Raw genomic sequence first — 22,039 nt, forward strand, 5'->3', positions numbered from 1 at the left:
TCCTTTTTAATTTTTTTATAGAATTTTCTATGACTTCTCTTGCACTTTCTTATATCGCTGCGTCCACCAAACTAAACTGTCACAAAATTGAGTTAAAACAGCTAAAGTTATTCTCTGATGTTCTATCGGAAATTTTTCCCTATCCCAAAATTTAGCTGTCATTTTTTTAATATCTTCGGTTTTAAAGTTTTTGCCATCACGATCTATTTTTTCATTTGGTACTTCAATTCCTGCTTTCTTCATAATTTCTACTAATTCTTTCCAAGTTTCTAACCAAAATTCTCCTTTGATGTAATCCTCAGTATTTTTATCCTTACTCATTAATCGTAAATGCTCTCCCCAAAACCTTTCTAAGCCATAAGCAGCTGTGACACGCATTTTGTGAGATTCATTTAAAACTTCTTTATCGCGGTATTTAAGCACAATATTTTGTGCTTTTTCGTCTAATTGGTAAGAATTCCAAGTCATGATTTTTTCTCTTTAATATGTAGAATTGTTAAATGACAATGACCTAAACCTATAGATTCGAGTCCACCCAGATAAATTTCTCCACTTAATGCACCCTGAATTGGTTTCCAATCCCAATCTTTATCATGGAATTTAATAGCAATTGGAAAAGCTAAAATAGTGCCTTCTGGTAAGGCTTCTGTATTAAAAAACTGTCCTTTTTTTGCCCTCTTCATATCGTCTTCTAATGCAACTCGACTCTGGCGATATAAAGCCATATCGTGAATCATAGCTATATCATTATCATCCACGACAACTGCAGGTAAATTTTTATCCAAAGGGAACCAATCTGATAAATTTTCTGATTTTTTAATTTCTAAAAAACCGAGGTTAAAAAAGAGAAACTTTTTACCTTTTAATTTATTATCTTTCGACTCTAACGCTTTGTTCCATAATTCTTGAGAAGCTGTATATTCTTTAGGAATCTCGCTATCTTTTTTATTCAATCTAGCTATCCGGTTATACCTTTTGAGTAAACTAGGACAACTTACCCATATAATGGGTTGTCCCGGACAAAAAACAGGCAACCAAACAATGGAAGCGTGTTCTAATTTAATAACAGCTTCACTAGTACTATCTGGTTGTCCCTGTTCAGCTTTTTTCCCATACCAAAAATCTTCATCTAGTTCTGGAGGAATTGTTTCTCTTCGCTTTTCTAAATAACCACGATATTGACGCATATCGGCTCGCAAACGACCGCGAATTGAGCTACCATTAATAATGCCAGTTTGGGTAAATTGGTCGCGGAAGATAAGGTTTAAGTTACCGTTTTCTTCTCCAGCGGTTGCACCCACGTGAACTGGTGCTAGAGTCTCAATAATTCCACAAGCTTTTTGATACATTATTTATCTCTCCTATTTAGCTTTTAATTAAGCCTCTTGATATTTTGGTAAACCCGTAATTTCTACAGGTAAACATAAACCACAACCAATTTTTTTTAAGCTGTATCCCTCATTTGGAAACCAATCATCCTTAAATTGACTCCAAGACAAATTCAGAGGTTTTGGTAACACATATACGCTTCCGGCTGGAACTGCATAACGCCCTCTTCCCAATCTTCCAGCTGTACTGTATCGATAAGGTATGGCTTTATCAGTTAATAACTTAGTTTTAGCTTCTGGAAAATAAGATGACAAATCTGAATGTTGGGGAAAACGAAAAGAAAAGCGCGTTGAACCCCATATAGCAGGAGTAATTAAAGCAAATGCTTGTTTTATTGGTTGCTTGAAAAGTTCACATACTTCTTTCTTTTTTATTTCTTGGCATTCAATTTCAACAATATGATTTTCTCCACCAAAGCGGTACCATCCACTATCTAGTTCATGACTTGATAAATAAACTAAACAAGTATTTTCAGGCATTTGTACGGCACGTTCTAAAAACAAACCATCTTGAGATTTTGAATGTCGCTCGCTATCTTTCATGTGAGGATGGAGAAAAGATACATAATCCCAAGGATGAGTTGCACATTCCAGTTTTTTCTTACCCCAGGAAGTAATAGTTTGCCATGTAAAAGCTACTTCTAATTTATCTTCACAATCTTGATATTGTCTTTTGCGCTGCCAATTTTCATTTCGATCTAAAACCCACTCGTCTGTATATTTTTCCTTCTCTCCACCAATAATTCTATGCCAAGGAATTGGTACATAAAAATCTTGTTCGTATTTAGATTTAGCCCAAAATGCTCCTGCAGTATGTAAATGTTCGCTGAGTTCTTTATGAATTTGATTTTTCTCTCGCTCTGTTAAATTCTTTCCTGTTAGTTTAGCACTAAAAAATAACCCGGAAAGTGCTGCTGCACTCGGTGGAAATTTTTCCCCAGAATGACCAACTAAATTTTCTGGTGAAAGAAATGCACCTGCACTACCATATAGAAAACCTAGTGGTTTAATAATGATGAGGTATTTGAACATAAATGCCAACCAATTGTAATTAAATCTTCTATCCAATTAATCATCAATGAAGCTTTTTGAGCCGAACTTACATCATCACTTGCACCTACAAGTAATGTTTCATGGGCTATTAAGATTTCCCCAAAACCAGGAAAATAAATGTCAAAAAATTTTAGAAAATTTCGACGATTATCAAGAATTTTGCTTTGAATAGCAGTATGACTATCAATGTTCTTTCGATGACGGTTTTCTGTTAATCCAAAAGCATGGCGTGCTTTCAGTTGGGCTAAATCGCTAAAGATATGCGTCCAATTTGGTTCATAGTTGGTATCTCGACCTTTACATTCCCACTTTTGATAAGTGTTACCATTGAGATCGCGATAACTTTTGAGGATATGCAAATACTTCCAAGGACAAGTCCAATCCACATACTGTCCGCTGTTAAATACGATTCGGATTGTCACGCGATCGCGGTTTAATTTTTTGGCTTTCTGTTGTGCTTGACGACAATGTTGTAATACATCTCGCTGGGGAACACTCCCTGCAACCCAGACAAAACCTACACTAACATTAATTTTTCCTTCGTGTTCGTGCCATTTATCATTCAATGTCATTAACCATTCCAATGCAGCCAAGCCAGAATTGGGTTCTTCGGGTTTTTTACTATAAATTACACCTAAAAAATCATCACCACCCGCATAAATGACTCTTCCTAGTTTTTGTTTTGGTAAACAACTGTAAAAATCTTTACCCCAATTACGTAATTTTCTAGTAAATACCTTGATTTCTTCTTCTGCGTTTTCACTATTAGCGATTTTTTTCAATTTTTTCCCAACTTCATCCCCATCTCCCATAAACCAGCCTGTCCATTGTCCGGGTTGAGTTTCAGTTGGCTTGCGACGAATCTCTTTAAATCCTTTGGGTAATCTTCCAAAATAAGAATTTTTTTCACCAATTGCTATTCCTATATTTCTTCTCACATCCTCGCATGTCACAAGACGTTTAACTAATTCAGGAATACTCAATTGTTCGTTCAGTGCAACAAATTTACCTTCTGGTTGAACTTCTTCCTGGGAATTATCTTCTTCTAATTCCTTTGCTTCTGGTTCATCTTCTTGGGAATTTTCCTGATTTTCAGTTATGTCTGCTAGTGATTTATAAAACTTTCGGATATCATCAAACTCAGAGCGGTAGGTCAAATTTTTTGTGATTGGATTGCGATTTTTCCCCCCCAATCCCGGAAATGCAATTCCATCTGTACCCGTTAAACTGGAACTTTCACCAATCCAATTAATTGCAGTCCAAGCACGAGAAAGTTTGCGGGTTTCCAAATCCTCCATTGCAGATGCGATCGAATTTCCTATCCCCCAAAATATTTCCCAAGTATGCTTTCCCCAATGTGACCATTCACGTTCCCATTCATATTCATAATTAGGTAATTCTTTCTCAATCCAGGTACGACAGACTGAGAGAATATTTTGCCAAGCCGTTAATAATACCTCCCGTGCCATCTCTTCGGTAAAATGACCTTTAATTAGGATGCGGTTCGGCATTCCTTTTTGGACATTGATGTTTGCTGGAGAAATTACTTTCACGTCATCTTGGCTATGAGCTGCTAAAACTATCTGCTGACTGAGATAGGACAAAATCAACGATGCACCATACAAGTCCCTCAACTTCCGCGATTTTTCGATAAATCCTTGCACGGGTGCAAAGGTAATTGCCGTATAGATTGCTTCATCAGTCATACTCTGACTTTAAGGGGTAATAACTCAAGATGGAATATTTAGATACAGAAGAATCGTATAATGAGCAACTTGAAATTGCTGAAAAATACTGATTCTTTTTATCTATGTAACAATAAGTAAAGATGAAAAGTAACAAAGAACTGGTTTTCCTTTTACTCGTTAATCTTCAGCCTATTGCTCGTCATCTCAAGTGTTACAGAAATGACTGGAATTGCAGCAGTGCTTGATGCGAATGACGAAAATGTAAGTTTTCCCACCGTAAGGCTATTGACCGAGCGCTATCCTGAGAGCCCCTGCTGCAAGGTTTAGCTCAAATTGATCTGCGTTCTCTAATGCCCATTCGCCAGAGTTCTTGAGTCGTTTAAATGTCTTGGGCGGATCGTTTTGCAGCGCAGCCATTTCTGCTGCTGCAATCTCTCCTACAGCATCTATTTGTTCTGATGTGACTGCGTTTTGCTGCATTTTCTGTTTCAGGTCACCTAATTCCTGAGCCAAACTACTTAAATCGGAATCTGCTTTCGTATAACTTTCTTTTGCAGTGTTAAAAATTGACTGAACAGCTTCTTTATCGTTCATAACTTGAACAACTGCTGCTTTGAGATCCTCTTTTTTAACTTGTCCCGCACCTCTATTTTCAAGTAATGCTGCAAGTGCTTTCATATAAATATAGCCTGCTGCGATCAAAGCTGCATAAACTGTTGCGCTCATTAAAGCGTAGGAAGTCACTGTACCAGATCCAGGTAAGAACTTTAGAGCAGATCCGAGTTTAAAGACTGCTAGTACAGCATGGAGGAAATAGCTATAATTCCGAATTAACCCAATCGGTGGGGTGAATCTGAAAAGAAAATTCACCTTCAGATCGAGTTGTTTCCAATTATTCCGAATTAACCCAATCGGTGGGGCACAAAGCCTAAGCCTTGGGTAGATCCAGCGTCAACGAGAGTTTCCAATTATTCCGAATTAACCCAATCGGTGGGGTCTCGTGGTGCTGCTCGCTTCCTTACTGCCTGCTCAGGTTTCCAATTATTCCGAATTAACCCAATCGGTGGGGGAGCAAGGCAAGGATAAAGATAAAGATAAAAAGTAAAGTTTCCAATTATTCCGAATTAACCCAATCGGTGGGGCAACCCAACGGTTAAGGGTTGGGTATCTCAGTTAGTTTCCAATTATTCCGAATTAACCCAATCGGTGGGGCTTATCTGACATCCAAGTCTTAGGAATCTTAAAAGGTTTCCAATTATTCCGAATTAACCCAATCGGTGGGGCCGGACGATCAGAAAGCAGTAGCCACAGATACAGTTTCCAATTATTCCGAATTAACCCAATCGGTGGGGCTGCTCCAGGGATCGGGGTTGAGAACGGCGGATTTGAGTTTCCAATTATTCCGAATTAACCCAATCGGTGGGGCTTTTACAGGCAAGGCCACTACGAAGCTTATAGATAAAGCCGTTTCCAATTATTCCGAATTAACCCAATCGGTGGGGCTGGAGAAAAGCCACCGTGGCACTGTCTACCCAACAAGTTTCCAATTATTCCGAATTAACCCAATCGGTGGGGTAACGGAAATCTGGCATACGCCAGAGCCGCCGGGTTTCCAATTATTCCGAATTAACCCAATCGGTGGGGCAATAGCGGAGAGATCGTTACCTGGTGCTCCGCTGTTTCCAATTATTCCGAATTAACCCAATCGGTGGGGATTTTCCGACGGGAAAGGAGGTTATGTAGACCATATAGGTCCAGTTTCCAATTATTCCGAATTAACCCAATCGGTGGGGTCACTTGCGGTCTGAGTGCCGCAAGCTAGTTCCTTCACGTTTCCAATTATTCCGAATTAACCCAATCGGTGGGGTCAAATAAACCAAACTCACGCTTGGGCATACACGTTTCCAATTATTCCGAATTAACCCAATCGGTGGGGTTTTTCTGGCTAGCGGAGTCGAAAGTTGACTCCAAACGTTTCCAATTATTCCGAATTAACCCAATCGGTGGGGACAGCTTCGGGTCTGCAACCGAGCGGCCCAAGCTCGAAGTGTTTCCAATTATTCCGAATTAACCCAATCGGTGGGGTGCTGCGGCACAGCCCCGCTGCCGCAGCTTCTCAGTTCGTTTCCAATTATTCCGAATTAACCCAATCGGTGGGGGGGGAAAAGTAATCGTCAACATTTCAGAGAACGCAAGTTTCCAATTATTCCGAATTAACCCAATCGGTGGGGCGTACAAGTCTTGGATAAACATTACCGACATCGCGTTTCCAATTATTCCGAATTAACCCAATCGGTGGGGCCAATTAGCCATTGCGTCTAGCAGGCGCCCTCCTTGACGTTTCCAATTATTCCGAATTAACCCAATCGGTGGGGAGTTTATAAAACAAAAAAAATGTCTGACACTACATTCAAGTTTCCAATTATTCCGAATTAACCCAATCGGTGGGGAAATTATTCGGGAATTGCAAGAAAAGGAGTATGAGGTGTTTCCAATTATTCCGAATTAACCCAATCGGTGGGGAACTTATTGAGGTGACCGACACCAAGCCGGCTGTGAAGGTTTCCAATTATTCCGAATTAACCCAATCGGTGGGGGTATGCAATCAACATGAATGAATCAATAGAAAGCAAAGGTTTCCAATTATTCCGAATTAACCCAATCGGTGGGGGGTAAGAGCTAAACGCCCCGCGAGGCTCCTTGTTTCCAATTATTCCGAATTAACCCAATCGGTGGGGTTTTGCTTTTCATGGCTTGGTCGAAGCCGCCCAAAAGGTTTCCAATTATTCCGAATTAACCCAATCGGTGGGGGTAAGGGTAGGTAGGCTTAAGCGGATCATCTTTGATGTTTCCAATTATTCCGAATTAACCCAATCGGTGGGGTTTGGAGGTGGTGTAGACCAGATTCCTGCGGGAAGTTTCCAATTATTCCGAATTAACCCAATCGGTGGGGAAAAAAATGAACAACCCATATCCTGACGCAATGAGTTGTTTCCAATTATTCCGAATTAACCCAATCGGTGGGGTAGTAACGGAGGTACTGGCTTTCTGTCGGCGGATCTTCTTGTTTCCAATTATTCCGAATTAACCCAATCGGTGGGGAGTTCGTCTAGCAGCCCTTACCCAGTAAGGATTTCAGACTGCAAATCGACACACCTCTCAAAAACATTGTAAATCCTGTCGAAAATTTAGTAAAACACATACTTCAAACCCTTACATAGCAAGCAATCGACACACTTCAACGAAAAATATAGGGTTTGGGCGATTTGCCGGAGTGTGTAGATGAACTAGTAAAACTTCCTCTTCAATTTGCCTCAAACCTAGATAACGTAGTAGTTTGGCGGTGGTTGAGGTGATTCACCTCCAATAGTCAACACTCTCTCAACAGCTTCTTGAGATATCCAATAAAATCGGACATTATCTTCCACTGGCTTGACTAATTTTTTAACCTTTTCATATAGTTGTCGCATTTCGTCCAAACTTAAAAAACATTCAAATACAGAAAATTGAACTCTTCGTCCATACCCTTCTAAAAAATTGGATAATTTAGTTCGTCTCTTATCATTAGGAATATCATAAACAACAACAACTAGCATTGAAATACTTAGCAAGTATAAATTAATAAAAGTATAATCTATTTGACTAATACTGAATTCTCGTCTTGTATCCCCTTTATCATTTAGTCCGCGTAGGCGGTGAGTCCAGCGCTGTAGGCGGGTTTCCCGCCGTAGGCGACTGGCGAACCCGAAGGGACTTCGTTTGTATAGCCGCGATTACGAACATCGCTAGGCTAAAAAGGGGTTAGAAAACCGAATTTAGTATAAAAACTCCCAATCGATCGCTATTCAAAATAATTTGCAAAATTTCCAGCAAATTGCAACTTAATAAGGTACAGATTGTTGTAAGGGCGCAAGGAATTGCGCCCCTACCCATATACTTCATTTGCCTGCAAATACTGTATTAGCTTAGCCTATACTCATACCTCATAAATCCAACTTTATTTCCAATATGAGAGCGTTAAGCGCAACCTCATATAGAATTAGTATCAGGATTATTTGTTATCCATGCAATAATTAAGCAGGTCTTAAAAACGCTTCATAGGGAATTCCTAATAGTAAATGACGCTTATAGCGTCTGACTTGTAATTGAATTGCATGACGATAGGTAACTTGAGATTGCAAATCTGGATGAGATGTTTCCTCATTCATACGAACTTCAAACTGTTTTAGAAAAATTCGTCTAGAAGATTGATTTAAATACACTCCTCCCGTACTCGATAAGATATCGAAGTCTTGAATTTTAAATTCATAGTTATTGATGATTTTCAAAATTAAACTATCGACAATAACAGACCGAAATTCCTCCATCAAATCGAAAGCTAAATAAGGCTTTTGCCTTTCTCCATAGTGAAAGTTACCAATATAAGGAGAAAGCCCTTCAGCAATAATAAAACTTAGGACATTATTAAACAAAAGAGTATATCCAAAACTTAATAAAGAGTTGATTGGATCGGTAGGCGGTTGACGATTGCGAACAGAAAATCCAAAATTGGGATTGGTAATTAACTCGCCAAAGGCAGGAAAATACCGAGCAGCAGTAACTCCTTCATAACCGCGTAGAGAATCTAAATCATCAACTAAATTTAGAGCAGCAATATCTTGACCAATCCCATAGATCGCCTTATCAACTCCTGCAATTTTCCGCTTTCGGTTAAATCGCATTAATAGCTGCTTGGAATTGACTAATTTTCCGCAAACAATTGCTTTTGATACCTGAAGTTGAAATTCATCACTGTTTCGTTTTTCCATTTGCACTAAATGATTGTCGAGATTTGTTGACTCCTCACTTGCTAAATGTCCGTGATATTGACCCGATTGATTTAGAAATAATACAGATATTTTTTCTTGCAAGCAGGCGTTAATTACGGGAGTGGAGAGTTGAATATTGCCAAAAATCATAATTTGTTCGACTTCTCGAATTGGAATTTCGAGTTTTGGCTTTTCGCTGACATGGATCACAAAACGTTGGTAGTCTTTATAAATACTCGTTCCTTGTTCAATCAAATAAATTGCAGCCATGTCTCTATTCCATATATTCTTTTGTAAAGGACTGTATCGATCGCTGTTATCTTCTAAAACGACTTCGGTGTCTGTCTCTGACAGAAAGGGTTGATGTAGAAATGCAACATTGCGTTGCTGTTCTGGAAACTGTTGTTCTAAAAACTCTTCTGTTTCCGGCTCTGTTTCTATTTCTATTATCTGATGTTCCGGTGATAGGATAGTGGCAGTTTTTTTTTACGTTTATTTTGCCGTGACGGTTGTGCGTCTTCGTATTTCAATTTTGGTCGATTTGTATCGACTGGAAAAATAGCATTATCTAAGAAACCATGACCGAGAAAACAAAAACCTCGCTCAAAAGTTGTAATTTGAGTTTTCTCTTCATTAAGTGTCAAGCCCATGGAATCTAATAAACTCATAACCTCTCTTTGGGCTTGTAAAATTTCTGTTTGAGTACGAGCCAAAACGAGAAAATCATCAGCATAGCGCACGAGTTGCAGTTGACTTGCTGCGATCGCTTCGTCAAACTCATGTAAATAAATATTCGCTAATAAAGGTGAAATCACAGCACCTTGTGGAATTCCTTTTTGGGGTAAAACTAACCCTTCATTAGTTAAAACACCAACCGATATCCACGATTTTATCAAACATAAAATCCCTGGATGGTCGAGATACAAGCGAACTTGTTGTAATAACCTAGAATGCTCTATATTATCAAAAAACTTAGTAATATCCGCATCAAAAACCCAACTATAACCATCATCTCGCAAATCGGCTACTTTTTCAACCGCATTGAGATAAGATAAATTAGGACGATAAGCAAAACTCACAGGCGAAAACTTGACCTCCGCAATTGGAGCAAGTACATTTAATAATGCCTGTTGAACAATGCGATCGCGCACAGTGGGTATTTTTAATTCTCGCACGTTTCCATTTCGTTTGGGTATAACAACTTGTTTGCAAGGTTGGGGTTCGTAGCTACCATTAGCGACAGCATCGCGTAATTGATAAATATTCATTGCTTGATTGCGAGCGAAACCATCGATAGTTTCCCCATCCATACCCGCACATCCGCGTTTTTCTGCTACCTTTTCCCAAGCACGTTGAAAATTGTGCAAAGCGAGGAACTCGCTGATGATTCTTTCCATTGGAACAAATGTGATTTTGAATTTGACGAACCAGGTTTTAGTTTAGTGCGTCCTCGGAAAGGCGAGTTTCCAATGGAATGGTAAATTACAGCATCTTGAATTTTCAAGGCTAGTCATTTATCTCAATGGAGTCAAGCCATGAAATTTAAAAATGCTCGTGGGAATTTAGCAGTCATTGCAATTATGACTGTATTTTGTTTCAGTGTTTTCATTTATGGCTTATGTGCGAGTTACTATGGAATCCTTCTTTTTCAACAAGGTGCGTTCTGTTTTGTCCTTGGTTTGTTTTTCTTAATTTGTATTGGTTTACCAAGTCTTTACTGGGTTGTAACTACAACTTACAGATATTTCTCCGCAGTCCCCACGTATATCAATCAAAGAAATATACGGGTGATTAATCCATTTCTACTTGATGAGAAAGGACTATATTCAAAAGAGGAACAATGGTTGTGTAGCACTATTCGAGATCTTGCGATCGCAGAAAAAATACCCAAGCCTCCTGTAGTCGGAATTGAACTGTGCGATGATAACGCCAACGCCTATGCAGTAGGCGCAACCCGTTCCTACTCAATGGTCGTTGCAACAACAGGTTTAATGAAGCACTTGAATCGAGAACAAGTTGCAGCAGTGATGGCTCATGAAATCGGTCATATTGCTAACTTAGATACCATGGCAAAAACCTTACTATCAGCATCTTGGAGTGGAGTCATGATGGTGCTCTTTGCACCGATGCTGCTTGTGGTGTGGTACTTGGGAAGATTTGTGGCATTGTTAATGTTAGGTGCTGGTTTAATTTATGGCTTGTTTGGAAGTTGGCAAGAAGCAACGGGGTTTTTTACAGGTGTCATCATTTGGATTGTATTGATGTTATTACCATCCATGACCCAATTTTTGGTGACACTCTTAACTTTTTGGCACAGTCGGTGGAGAGAGTATCATGCCGATGCAGTTGCAGCAAGACTCACTAGCGTTGATGCAATGGTGTCAGCCTTAGCAACCCTAGATAGGCTTCCCTTTCAACCACCGAAAAAAGACAGAGAACAAATGTCAACTCTGTGGGTGCGAGTCCCAATGAAAGAAGAAACAGGGACTTTCCACTGGCTCAAACATACTCATCCACCAATTCACAAACGGATGGAAGCTTTGAGACGAGGAATTTATATTAAGTGAGACCATTTTGGATTGTAGATTTTGGAGCAACTTGCTTCAACGGGGGTTCCCTCATTGAAGCAAGTGGCGTGATGGTTGATTGAGAAAGCTGAGAGAGTGCGTTGCTTTGCCTGTGGTGAGAAGATGAGTTTATTTCAATGTGCAACTCACTCTACTTTCCTCATCTTGATAAAACTTATGAGTCTCGCGAACACTCTGAGCGATTCGTTCCCGTAATTCCATTGGTAATAGCACCTCGACATTTGCACCCCAAGCCAGTAAACGCATCATCACGTTATAATCGCGATCGCGATACATGACTGTGTAATATGCATCGTTAGGATATTTCTTCAAGATTCCATGTAAGAATTTTGCTTCCCCATTACTGTTTGCATACTTGCAAATAACTTCTGCAACCTTGTCTGGCGATTTTATTTTAGTAAATGTATCGTGACGAACGGTATTTTGGATGTAACGTTGGTGGTAATCGGCATTAAATCGAAGGAGCATTAAGCGAGAAGCATTATTAACATCAAAACCCCAAGTCTTGCTCATTTCTACTTCAACATCTTCTGGCTGAGGAAGTTGATTTTTTAAATATTTCTCTAATAATTGTGAAGGAATAATTCTATCCTGCCAATCAACAAACAATAATGATTTAATTCTTTCCAAACGATAATTATACCAATTCAACTCGCCACGTGGATTCACTCCATAAGCACAAAGATATTTTGCTCTTTGTATATAATAAATACATACGGGATACACCAAACACTTTTTAGCACCTAACCGAGCGCTTGCATAATGAAGTAGTATTGGTTTACTCTCTGGCTTACACCAATTCTCTTGTAGTTGTTCTTGTAAATTATCGACATGAACTTGAACGTCTTCTGGTAAAATATAGTCAATATGTAAAAATACACGTCGAGTTCCATAAACTTCTGTAGAAATCTTATCAGCGATAGGTGCTAATTTGGGGTCGAGAAAAGTTAACATATCCAATGCTTGAGCTAAGTCCGCGAGTTCGCTAGAACTTAACCCCGGAACAACGGTACTCGATTCTTCTGTCTTATCCGATACCTTTGTTGATAGCCATTCAGGTAATTTTTCAACTCTATAGATAATATTATGTTTGTGAAGTAAAGAATTTCCGCATTTAAGACACTGTTTGGCTATCAGACAGTTTATGTCCGCTTGCAGTGTTTTTCTAACTTTGGCAAATAAGCGATCGCGAATAACTTTAGTAATTGTTGCTTCAGATATATAAATATGTTTCTGTAAATTTGTCAACCAATCATCAACATTAAAATTATAAAATCGCAACCAATCTACAGTTGTTTTATAACAAGGACATAGTTGATGATGTAGTCTTAATATTTCATCATTTTTCTCTAATAAATTTCCTAATGGATGTCCCGATTGAAATGAAGATTGTAATTTTAATAAGTCTTGATTAAAAAAATCTTGACTCCATTGATGAAATGTGAAACCGCTTGTTTGAATGCAGTTCAAATCGTCACTTTCTTCCCCATATAACCAATTAATTAAAACCCATCGTCGCATTGATGTAATTAAGTTTTGGCTTTGATTGAGGGAACCATCAACCAATCGTTGAAGCACGAAGAAGTGAGGAAACAATTGGAGTTTAGACATTGTAGAGCCTCGATATTTGGTATTCTCCAAAATCTTGATTCTTTTTATCTATGTAACACTAGGTAACCAGACTTCATTAGCTTGTAATACTCAGTATTGCAGAAGCGATCGCAATTAGCTTCTGCGTAAAGATTGCTACGTACAATCATAAACTTCAGTAATTTGCGTACCAATTTCTCTTACTTTATTAACTAATTCTGGTGGTTCTATAACTTTTACGTTTCCCCCAAAACCTACAATCCACCGCCAGAGATCGAAATCATCCAAAGACCATTTTGGTAATATGACTTGAAAACGATTGGGAAATCGTTTATCTCCTGTTTTCTCTTGAAAACAAAATATTGATGGGGGAAGATTTAATCTCCCCTTGGACTCCGGACAGGTCATTTTTATTTGTGCAAACCGCTTTGTTCCCTCAACAACAAACTTATATATTGCGTCATTGAACCAAAGTTCTACTGTCACGCAAACTAGGGAACGCTTCTTTTTATCTTGCTTGAGAAACTGGCGTTGGTCAGCAACACTGTAACCTAAAAATAATCCCGCACTGGCTTTTAATAAGGTTTGCAATCGCTGTAAAGATTCTTCTTGTTCTTGTCGCGATCGCGCTTGGTTCTGTGGCTGACCCAAAAACAGACGATCCAACCTCTCAAATCTGAGTAATCCGGGTTCTTTTCCACCAACACACTCATAACCCAAGTACCAAGCAAGGTTGTGAAAAACAATTTGCAAGGGATAGACTAAGAAAAAGCTTTTTTCATCTCCCGCATAGCGCCCGCCATCTATGAAACGATTTAATTCAAGCAATTGACCCCTTGCGATCGCATCCTCTAATTGTGACTGCAACTGCTTGTTTGCCAATGCATCATTGTGTAAATACTGGTTGTTAATAATAGAATGGTGAGCAATAGACCGGACTGGATAGACATTTTCACTGAAATTCAGCAATTTAGTCTGTATCATTCGTTGCTTGAATTGCTCGTAGAAATCTAATAGCACTGGGTCATCAAGACTTTTAGCTTGTGATTGAAGCATTTCAAAAACCCGCATTAATTCTTGTTTGGAAAGAATTCCCGTACCGGAAAAATAACCATTTCGCAGAGGAAAATCAGGTAAGATTTTATAGGGTTTGAGAATTTTCTCTATATCTTTGCGGAGAGTTGCCAAACCATCTCCGTAAATGATTCCGGCTTGCACAAGCGCCTTTGCTAAGGTTGACAAACTTCCACCACTTGTATCGCGAAGGAAGGGATTGTGGAGTATAAACTGAATAATTCCAATCAATCGCTTGAAGGGTTCGGTATCGGAGTAGGGATGAGTGGATGTTATCGGTAAGCCGTCAGGAGAACTTTCTACTGTTAAGGGTTCATTATAGGTAATAACTCCATGCTCTCCGAGCCACTGTAGATCGGCTGCGATCGCATCTTCACAAGCATAAATTTGACTGCGCTTTTTTGCCAAGAGCGCAGCTATTTCAGCAATATCGCTGTTGAAATCCGGTACGCAACCAAAAATAGACTCCAGCACGCTGGGATTGGTTGCACGCAAATTACCAATACCGGGATACTCAACAATTAGGGAAATAAGATGCATTAAACGGTCAAAATCCAGTAACTTGCTGTAGCGATGGAAAACGATGTTAGCGTGTTGCGTTCGGTTCTTTTGGTTAATAATACGGCGCTGCAGTTGGAGACGCTGTTGAAGATATTTTTGAAAAGTTCGAGTATTGGGTGGAAATTTCGTCGTATCAATTTTCTCAACAACTGCAAAACCTTCTGCAGCTAGGGGTGGAAAGTTATGCAGGGATTTGAACATACTTTCAATAATCTCTTGAGGGACAACGCGATCGCGCTGTTGATTCCGGTCGATGCATATATTGAGAGGTGTGTCTAGATACCATGCTACCCAGGTAGGATTTTGTAGAGGCTCTATCATTGAAACCTTTTGCAAAAAATCCATCCGGAAACTGCGTTTGCAGTTTGTTGCATCATAAATGACACCTTTTTGAGATTGTAGGGCTGCAGAGATTTGCGCGATCGCCTCTGTTTCAACTTCACTCCATACACCTTGTGTAACAGGATCGCCGTAGAGTTGAGAACGAATTCCATCAGTGGAGACAATAATGTAACCATCGTTATTTGCGAGTTCAACCGCTAAGGTTGATTTCCCGCTCCCTGGAACACCAATGAGGAAGTGACAGAGGGGCATACTTAAAATTGTAAAATTTGAGGATGAGTCTATCCTAGAGGTGCAAAAGAGTTTTAGTCTAGAGTTCTCGTGCGAATAACAAATCCTTGCAGTAGTTTTTTAGCAAAAGATCTACAGCCTGATTGTCTTGTGGAACAAACATCCTCACCCCGTAAAAATATAAATTTCATAAATGAAGAGAGCGATCGCATGACTCAATCGCCGAGCGCTATCGCTCTACTTTTACCGGAGCAGAAGTCATAGTATTGACTTGCTCTCCAATTTGGTAGATAACAACTGCTTTGACTTTATCTGTACCTACATATCCTGTTTTATTTTTTAAATGGAATGCTTGCTCGGAATTTTCTAACGGACGCATTGTAATTTTTTGTGGGGAATAGCTAAAGTTTTGAGATTGCCCATTACTCACATTGACAATTTTAATTTTTTGAATAGTAATTTGATAATTAGCTTCTTGAGGATTTTCTAACCGGAGAAAAACAGAAGCAAATCCAATGTCGCGGTTGGGGGTTGGCTGTTGTCCAACTGGTAGTCTTTTTTCTTCCCTAGCCAATAGATTCACTTGTGTAATTTGTACGCTCTGAGATTGTTTGGGTTTTTCAGCAGCCATAACAAAGGATGAATTATATATGGGAGATGTGAGAAGTAAATTGACAAAAAACTGGTTAAAATATGCTATGACAAACATGCATGATATTTGGAAGAGCGAGACTTTCATAAGGAGCATCCCAATTTGGATAAAACACGTTTGCGATTGAAATCGCGACTATAGACACTAAGTCCCTCCGGGTTCGCCCTCCTCGCCAGTCGTCAGGGCGCGGGAAACCCCTCCGGATTCTCCAAGAAAAACATCGGGCGATTGAAATCGCGACTATACATACAAAGCCCGCCTGCGCGGGCTTGGTTTGTATAGCCCCAGAATTCTATTCTGACGGAATTTGCAAAAACGGGATGCACCCTTCATAACAGAAGCTTGCTCTTAAGTTGTGTAACTCCAACTTGCAAAACTAGCTTTTAACTCATTAAAAGAAAGTTGTACAGTACCAGGCTTAAATTTACCTTCATAGTAACCTCCATTCATTCCCCAAGGGTTGTAGAGGGTAAACTTTTGAGTCAAAGAGTCGTAATTTGTGACAACATACACGTGATTGGGAACAATATTAGATGCAACTCCAGAAACATAAGAACTTACACCCATAAGGTTACCCGTTTTGTAAGCATTAACCATAGAGTTGAAGTCTAAAGAACTAGAACTTGTATTACGTCCCGTAACGTGAGTCACTACTTTGTTATCTGCGCCATACTCAATACCTAGATAGGAATTAGTATTACTTTGCTCGATCCATCCAGACTCGTTGATTTGAGCATAAGCTTTTTCTGCTAGAGCCACCCATAATTCATTAGATGAATCATTATAGTAACCACCATTAGACTTGGTTTGTTGAGCATAAGCAAAAGTCCCCGATGAAGTTATTGGTAAAAACTTATCTACCGTTACATAGTCAGCAACTCCATTTTTATAAAAGCGCACGGTGTATGTACTGTCACCATTGTCTGTAAACATACTCTGAATTTTACTAGGTGAATGTAAAGCAACTTCTGCTAAACCAGCCATAAAGTAGCAGTTAGCAAGCCCACCTTGGTTCACATCCTGATAACTCACGCCATTTTGGAATAAAAAACCACTCGCTTGTTGGTAAGTGTAATTTACAGGAATTGTTGGGCGATCGCTACCCAAAAACCACTTACCGATAAGCTTTTCCATTTGGTTACCCGTGCTACCAGCAAATAAATTGTCAAGATTTTGACCTTGATATTTTGTGTTAGCAACGTTAGTATTGACAACCTTATCAGACAGAACACGAACATAGTCTGGCATATTAAAGCGATCGGCATTGCTTACAAGTACCCGTAAGTCTTTCAATTCAATAGCATTAATGACATTATCATCTTTAGCATTGCGGAAAATTTCTATCATATCGTTGCGACTGAATTGATTGTCAGCAGCTAGCGCTCTTGCTTTTGTTATCAATTGTGGATCGCTCAAATTTTGACTAAACCAATCAGTGGTTTGAGTAGAGCTATTACTGTTACCAAAATCATTATTAAGTTGAGTAAAATAACTTGTCAAACCAAACTCATTGCTAGGTTGAGGCGATAAACGAGTATCCCAAGTCATTTGAGTATATCTAGGCTCTACACTATTAAATTTAGAGCCTGTGATATCTTCACCTCTGTTAACTAAAACATTAGAATTGGAGCTTTCAATCAATGGTGTATATTCATCTATTGAGAAACTGTCGAGCATTAAATTAGAGCTGTAACAACTACCAAAACTCAATCGGTTTACATCATTAGAGCCAGACAGACCTGCGAAATTCTCATAAGTTTGCGTGCTAGCAGTCAGACCTAAACCTGTATTTAGTATGTGCTCTGTACCATCAAACTCAAACATACACGGACACTCCTGTATTGCTAGTGATTTGAAAGGTTTTAAGTCATTAGCAGAAATACTTTTTAACAGCATTTTCACCTAACTAAATCACACGGTTTGTGAGGGTGCAATGATTTGCGCCCCCACCAGTGCGTTCTTTAAAAATGGCTGTAAGTACTTCTTAGAGAATTTATCCTGACAAAAACTAGACTACAGGCTCCAATGCAGTAGCGTTACTCATTTTATGCGAATGAGAAATTTTGGTGGATTGTGGTGAATGATACAGTATTACAGAGTTGAAGATAGAAAACTGGGTTCTCAACTTGCGTCATTACCGAGGGGAAATTCATTGCAATCTCTGTGAAACAAGAATCCCATGGCTTGATATCATCAAAACAAGCTTAGCAATGTTTTGATAGCCATGGGAGTGTCAATCCATTCCTGAATATAAAAATGTTCGTACAACATTAAGCTGTTCAGCGCGAATAATTTTCCTGCAATTGCGAATTAGTTCGCTCGGTAAAAGCTTTTAACTCAATAGCATCGTGACTGCAAAAGAGACGCACGTTACTACTGCGATCGAGAGATAATGCTCGCAACCGTTTTTGATTGTCAAGTCGAGCCTTACGGTCTACCTCCATTAACCATTGATAAGCACGCAAACCGGGCGTGCATTGTGGTTTGGGGTTTCTCATTTCATCTCGATAAAAGTAGGCATCTCCTGCATGTAAAAGCCAACCTTCGGATGTTTTGATAGCAATACCAGCATGACCTTGCGTGTGACCTGCTAGGGGAATGAGAAGAATCTCTGGTGGTAGCCCATCAAGGTCGCGTACTGCATCAAAACCAAACCAAGGTTCCCCTTTTGCCGAATAATACCTCCATTGTTTGACTTCATCCCACTGACCGGGACAATAGCGCTGCGATGCAATAAAGCCTCGGCGTTCTCGCGCTGCTTCAATCTCGGGAAGCATCACATGCACCGTAGCTTCTGGAAAATCTTCCAACCCACCCGCATGGTCGAAATCAAGGTGAGTCAGCACTATGTGGCGCACATCGCGGGCGTGAAAGCCAAGTTGCTCAATAGCTGCGATCGCCGTGTATTTTTCTTTAAACTGAATGCGGTTCAAATTCATGAAGAACGGGCTGAGTCTTGATAATGGTGCTTGAATATCGCGCTGACCGAAGCCAGTATCGATAAGAACAAGTCCCCGATCCGTTTCGACAAGCAAGCAGTGACAAACAAGACTGGCTGTGAGCCCGCGACTAAAACCATCAAAAAGCGCTCCGCCAATCGGACACATACAACCGCAATTAAGATGATGAATACGCATAAATGATTCCCCGCTCGTATCAATCTCTCTTAAAAACGAAAAAGCGTGGAGAATCACCATACTTAGGGGGAGTATTTTCAATCTTTATTATTTTCTTTTAAGCACGTTAATTTGTTACCAGTTACTGGGAACTATAGAACTGCAAGTTTTAATGGTTGTTGGACTATGACCTTCAAAATTCTGAGCTTAGATGGTGGTGGAATCCGTGGTATAGCTTCGGTACAGATGCTACAAGAGGTGGAACGTAATATTAGAGATACTTACGGCTTAGAGTTACACCAGTACTTTGACATGATTGCTGGGACTTCCACTGGTTCGATTATTGCTGCAGGACTGGCGAAAGGCTTAACCACAGAAGACCTTCTTAAACTATACCAAGACAATGCCGCGCAAATCTTTCCTTACTCGAAAACAAAATTGGGAAAAACTTGGCGAAAGATCAAAAATATATTCTCACCCAAATATTCCCACGATGGGCTGGATCGAGCGCTTTCAAAACCAGATGCTTTGGGTGATACAAAGATTTGCCAAATTGTCCACCCTCTGTTACTGATTCTTGCCTATGATATGCGTTACCGCAACACTACCTTTTTTACCAATTTCCATCCCGATTTGGGCTTACGCTGGTATGATGAACTTCCACTCAAAGATATCTGTATTAGTTCCGCATCAGCGCCTACTTTCTTCCCGCCACGTGAATTAAAAGCATACGATAAAAAGACATTTGGTGACTGGTCGTTCCCCCACATTGATGGTGGGGTTTGTGCTAATAATCCATCTTTGGCAGCAATCAGTCAAGCTTTAAAGCTCAGCCGCCATCCTAAACTCTCTATGGAGGAGAAGAAGAAATATAACTTAGAGAATCTCAAACTAGAGGATATTTCTGTACTTTCTATCGGAACAGGTAAAAGTGGAAACCCATATGAATATGAACAAATCAAAAAATGGACTTCATTGGGTTGGGTTGCACGACTTGTAGATGTATTTATGGAACCGACAGGTGAAATAAATGCTACCATCTGCCAAAACCTTATTGGAGGTTTTGAGTCAGGACGTTACCTCCGACTGGATTTTGATTTGAATGAACGATACAAACATGTTCCAAAGAACGAGGAAGATTATAGAAAAGCTCGTTCTCTCATAGGAAAAAAAGCAGAACGGAAAAATAAGTATTTGCTTAAAATGATTGAACAACAAAAAGATGACCCTCTCAAGCAGAAGATCAATACAAGCGTTACAGAAGATATGGATGACTCTACCGAGGATAATATCTCTACTTTGATTGCAGCAGCTCAAGCCTTCATTGAATATGGTCTGATTTATGATTCTAGAGTATACGGCGAAGGACCTGAGGTCAAAGTAGCAATTAAAAAGTTTGTTGCCAACAATCCCGCCGCTTGCAGTACCGCAAACCAAATAAAGGAACTATCAACTATTTAGTCGTTAATTGCGACACATAACTCATAATGAACTACCTATACTCCCGCGCTTGGTGAGTGTAGGCTTCTAGTATTCCTGAGAACTACTGGGCGTGTTTTCACGCGTGTTAGATTCCCCCAACCCCCCAATCGAAACAGCAACAATGTACTCGAGAAGACTTGTGTACACTACTGCAGGATCGAAAGGGGGGCTAAGATACTCAAAAGTCTTACAGAAAATAAACTAGCTACCTGATATCAACTACCCATCCTTGAGCTTCCACGATTTGAGAAAAATTGACAAAATCTAATTTTTGTGTGTTCTTCTATTTTTTTCCAACCCGTAAATAAATATTTATTAACTTGACTAAATACTAGTAAATACCGGAGAATAAGCGATACTTATAGACTTCTCATCCTTTGGGTAAGGGGATAAACCATGAGTAACGCAACTCTTAAACTCAAGAAAGTCAGGAATGAGATTAGCGGGACGGTGTTCTCGCTACCGTACTACGTGGCTCGCGATAAAGGTTACTTTGCCGACGAAGGCATAGATATCGAGTTTATCAAACGTGGCTCTGGCGATCGCAAGCCAGAGATCTCCTTAATCGACGATCATCGTTTGGTCAGTTCTTTTGGTGCTTTATCGTTATTTGAACGGGGCGAGAGCACCCTCTATCGAGCCTGTGAGTGGGGACAGGTGCGACGCACTTACGACAGTTCTCGTGGAGGTCAGGTAGTAGCTAAGCGTGCTGCTATTGCAAGTCAGGCGATCGTCGTGCGACCTGATTCACCGTACAACATCCCACAAGACCTAGCTAACGTCCCTATCGGTGTCAACTTTCATCATGGCTCCCACTACATCGCCATTCAAATTCTTGAAGGTTTCCTTTCTAAAGAAGAAATCAAAGTGGTTCATATCGAGGGCGGCGGTGCAGACAAGCACTTTAACCGCTTTGTAGCTCTGCGTGACGGTCTTGTTGATGCAGTTGCGGTCATGGAGCCGTGGATTACGGTAGCAGAAAAACTGGGCTATAAGATTATTGCCGAAGCACACTACGTTGGTTTGGAAATTGGCAGCCCCGAACTGGATAAAGAAACTTTTGAGGCAATCAATAAGGCAATTCGTCGAGCAGTGAAGGATTTACAGGATGATCCGCTCCCCTACGTACAGTACTTGATCGACGATGTCTCTGAGGATATTGTCAAGCTCGAACCGTCGGACTTCCGCCGCAATCGATTGCGCTATGCAGACCCAGCACCCTACCCTGAAGCAGATTTTCGCCGCACTTACAACTGGATGGTGAATTGGGGACTGATTGAGCCTGACGCTAGCTTCGAGCAAATTGTTGATAACAGAGTTATCAAACTTTGATGAGCGAGCCATAGAGCAAAAGCGCAAACATGGGTTCATCCAACTAGGAAGAACCCATAGTTTTAACTGCCTTCTTTCAAGGTAAGGAGCGAGCACTGTTTCACTAACCTAAAACAACCTAATCTTGAATCAGC

At 40.0% G+C, this 22,039-nt stretch carries 16 protein-coding genes and 1 CRISPR repeat array; of the genes, 3 read left to right on the forward strand and 13 right to left on the reverse strand.

The genetic code is table 11. From position 1 onward, the window contains the following. Window positions 1–27: 27 nt before the first annotated feature. The 8 genes from HC643_RS20755 to HC643_RS20790 form a co-directional block, all read right to left on the reverse strand. Complete coding sequence (locus tag HC643_RS20755) at window positions 28–468, reverse strand: hypothetical protein (RefSeq protein WP_038093397.1); 441 nt, start codon at window positions 466–468, stop codon at window positions 28–30. Further along, the gene (locus HC643_RS20760) at window positions 465–1,349 is read right to left on the reverse strand and encodes an RAMP superfamily CRISPR-associated protein (RefSeq protein WP_038093394.1); all 885 of its coding nucleotides are present in this window, start codon (window positions 1,347–1,349) and stop codon (window positions 465–467) included. Before HC643_RS20760 ends, HC643_RS20755 begins: the two co-directional genes overlap by 4 nt. A 27-nt stretch (window positions 1,350–1,376) precedes the next feature. After that, window positions 1,377–2,420, reverse strand: a complete 1,044-nt coding sequence (locus HC643_RS20765) for a CRISPR-associated protein (Cas_Cmr3) (RefSeq protein ID WP_038093392.1) — start codon at window positions 2,418–2,420, stop codon at window positions 1,377–1,379. Further along, the gene (locus tag HC643_RS20770) at window positions 2,387–4,147 is read right to left on the reverse strand and encodes a Cas10/Cmr2 second palm domain-containing protein (RefSeq protein ID WP_050045349.1); all 1,761 of its coding nucleotides are present in this window, start codon (window positions 4,145–4,147) and stop codon (window positions 2,387–2,389) included. Before HC643_RS20770 ends, HC643_RS20765 begins: the two co-directional genes overlap by 34 nt. 264 nt (window positions 4,148–4,411) lie before the next feature. Further along, on the reverse strand, window positions 4,412–4,873 hold the full coding sequence (locus tag HC643_RS20775; protein ID WP_167844721.1) for a hypothetical protein: 462 nt from the start codon (window positions 4,871–4,873) through the stop codon (window positions 4,412–4,414). 68 nt (window positions 4,874–4,941) lie between these two features. Continuing rightward, window positions 4,942–7,231: a CRISPR direct-repeat array (repeat unit 36 nt; unit sequence GTTTCCAATTATTCCGAATTAACCCAATCGGTGGGG). 218 nt (window positions 7,232–7,449) lie between these two features. Further along, a complete protein-coding gene (cas2, locus tag HC643_RS20780; protein ID WP_038092877.1) occupies window positions 7,450–7,725 on the reverse strand; it encodes a CRISPR-associated endonuclease Cas2 in 276 nt (91 codons plus the stop codon). A gap of 477 nt (window positions 7,726–8,202) precedes the next feature. After that, window positions 8,203–9,207, reverse strand: coding sequence for a CRISPR-associated endonuclease Cas1 (gene cas1 / locus HC643_RS20785; protein WP_167844722.1), 1,005 nt, complete (start codon window positions 9,205–9,207; stop codon window positions 8,203–8,205). 176 nt (window positions 9,208–9,383) lie between these two features. Then, on the reverse strand, window positions 9,384–10,334 hold the full coding sequence (locus HC643_RS20790; RefSeq protein WP_167844723.1) for a reverse transcriptase domain-containing protein: 951 nt from the start codon (window positions 10,332–10,334) through the stop codon (window positions 9,384–9,386). Window positions 10,335–10,472: 138 nt separating this feature from the next. Between HC643_RS20790 and HC643_RS20795 the strand changes: the two genes are divergently transcribed. Continuing rightward, window positions 10,473–11,504 (forward strand): M48 family metalloprotease, encoded by a 1,032-nt coding sequence (locus HC643_RS20795; protein WP_038092862.1) that lies wholly within the window; start codon window positions 10,473–10,475, stop codon window positions 11,502–11,504. Between the two features lie 129 nt (window positions 11,505–11,633). On the opposite strand, the gene HC643_RS20800 is transcribed toward HC643_RS20795, so the two are convergent. The 5 genes from HC643_RS20800 to HC643_RS20820 form a co-directional block, all read right to left on the reverse strand. Further along, a complete protein-coding gene (locus HC643_RS20800; RefSeq protein ID WP_038092858.1) occupies window positions 11,634–13,136 on the reverse strand; it encodes a TIGR03985 family CRISPR-associated protein in 1,503 nt (500 codons plus the stop codon). Between the two features lie 135 nt (window positions 13,137–13,271). Further along, on the reverse strand, window positions 13,272–15,344 hold the full coding sequence (locus HC643_RS20805; protein ID WP_038092855.1) for a WYL domain-containing protein: 2,073 nt from the start codon (window positions 15,342–15,344) through the stop codon (window positions 13,272–13,274). A gap of 208 nt (window positions 15,345–15,552) precedes the next feature. Then, window positions 15,553–15,954 (reverse strand): hypothetical protein, encoded by a 402-nt coding sequence (locus tag HC643_RS20810; RefSeq protein ID WP_237265916.1) that lies wholly within the window; start codon window positions 15,952–15,954, stop codon window positions 15,553–15,555. 369 nt (window positions 15,955–16,323) lie between these two features. Then, window positions 16,324–17,799 carry a C2 family cysteine protease gene (locus HC643_RS20815; RefSeq protein ID WP_038092847.1) on the reverse strand — a complete coding sequence of 492 codons (1,476 nt, stop codon included), beginning with the start codon at window positions 17,797–17,799 and terminating at the stop codon, window positions 16,324–16,326. 455 nt (window positions 17,800–18,254) lie between these two features. Then, entirely contained in the window at window positions 18,255–19,112 is an 858-nt protein-coding gene (locus HC643_RS20820) for an MBL fold metallo-hydrolase (RefSeq protein ID WP_038092874.1), read from the reverse strand. Window positions 19,113–19,277: 165 nt separating this feature from the next. Here HC643_RS20820 and HC643_RS20825 point away from each other — a divergent pair, with 165 nt between their 5' ends. Both HC643_RS20825 and HC643_RS20830 read left to right on the forward strand, forming a co-directional pair. Then, window positions 19,278–20,552, forward strand: a complete 1,275-nt coding sequence (locus HC643_RS20825) for a patatin-like phospholipase family protein (RefSeq protein WP_050045345.1) — start codon at window positions 19,278–19,280, stop codon at window positions 20,550–20,552. Window positions 20,553–20,969: 417 nt separating this feature from the next. After that, entirely contained in the window at window positions 20,970–21,905 is a 936-nt protein-coding gene (locus HC643_RS20830) for an ABC transporter substrate-binding protein (protein WP_038092844.1), read from the forward strand. Window positions 21,906–22,039: the final 134 nt, after the last annotated feature.

It is taken from the genome of Tolypothrix bouteillei VB521301 (assembly GCF_000760695.4).
Lineage (GTDB): Bacteria > Cyanobacteriota > Cyanobacteriia > Cyanobacteriales > Nostocaceae > Scytonema > Scytonema bouteillei_A.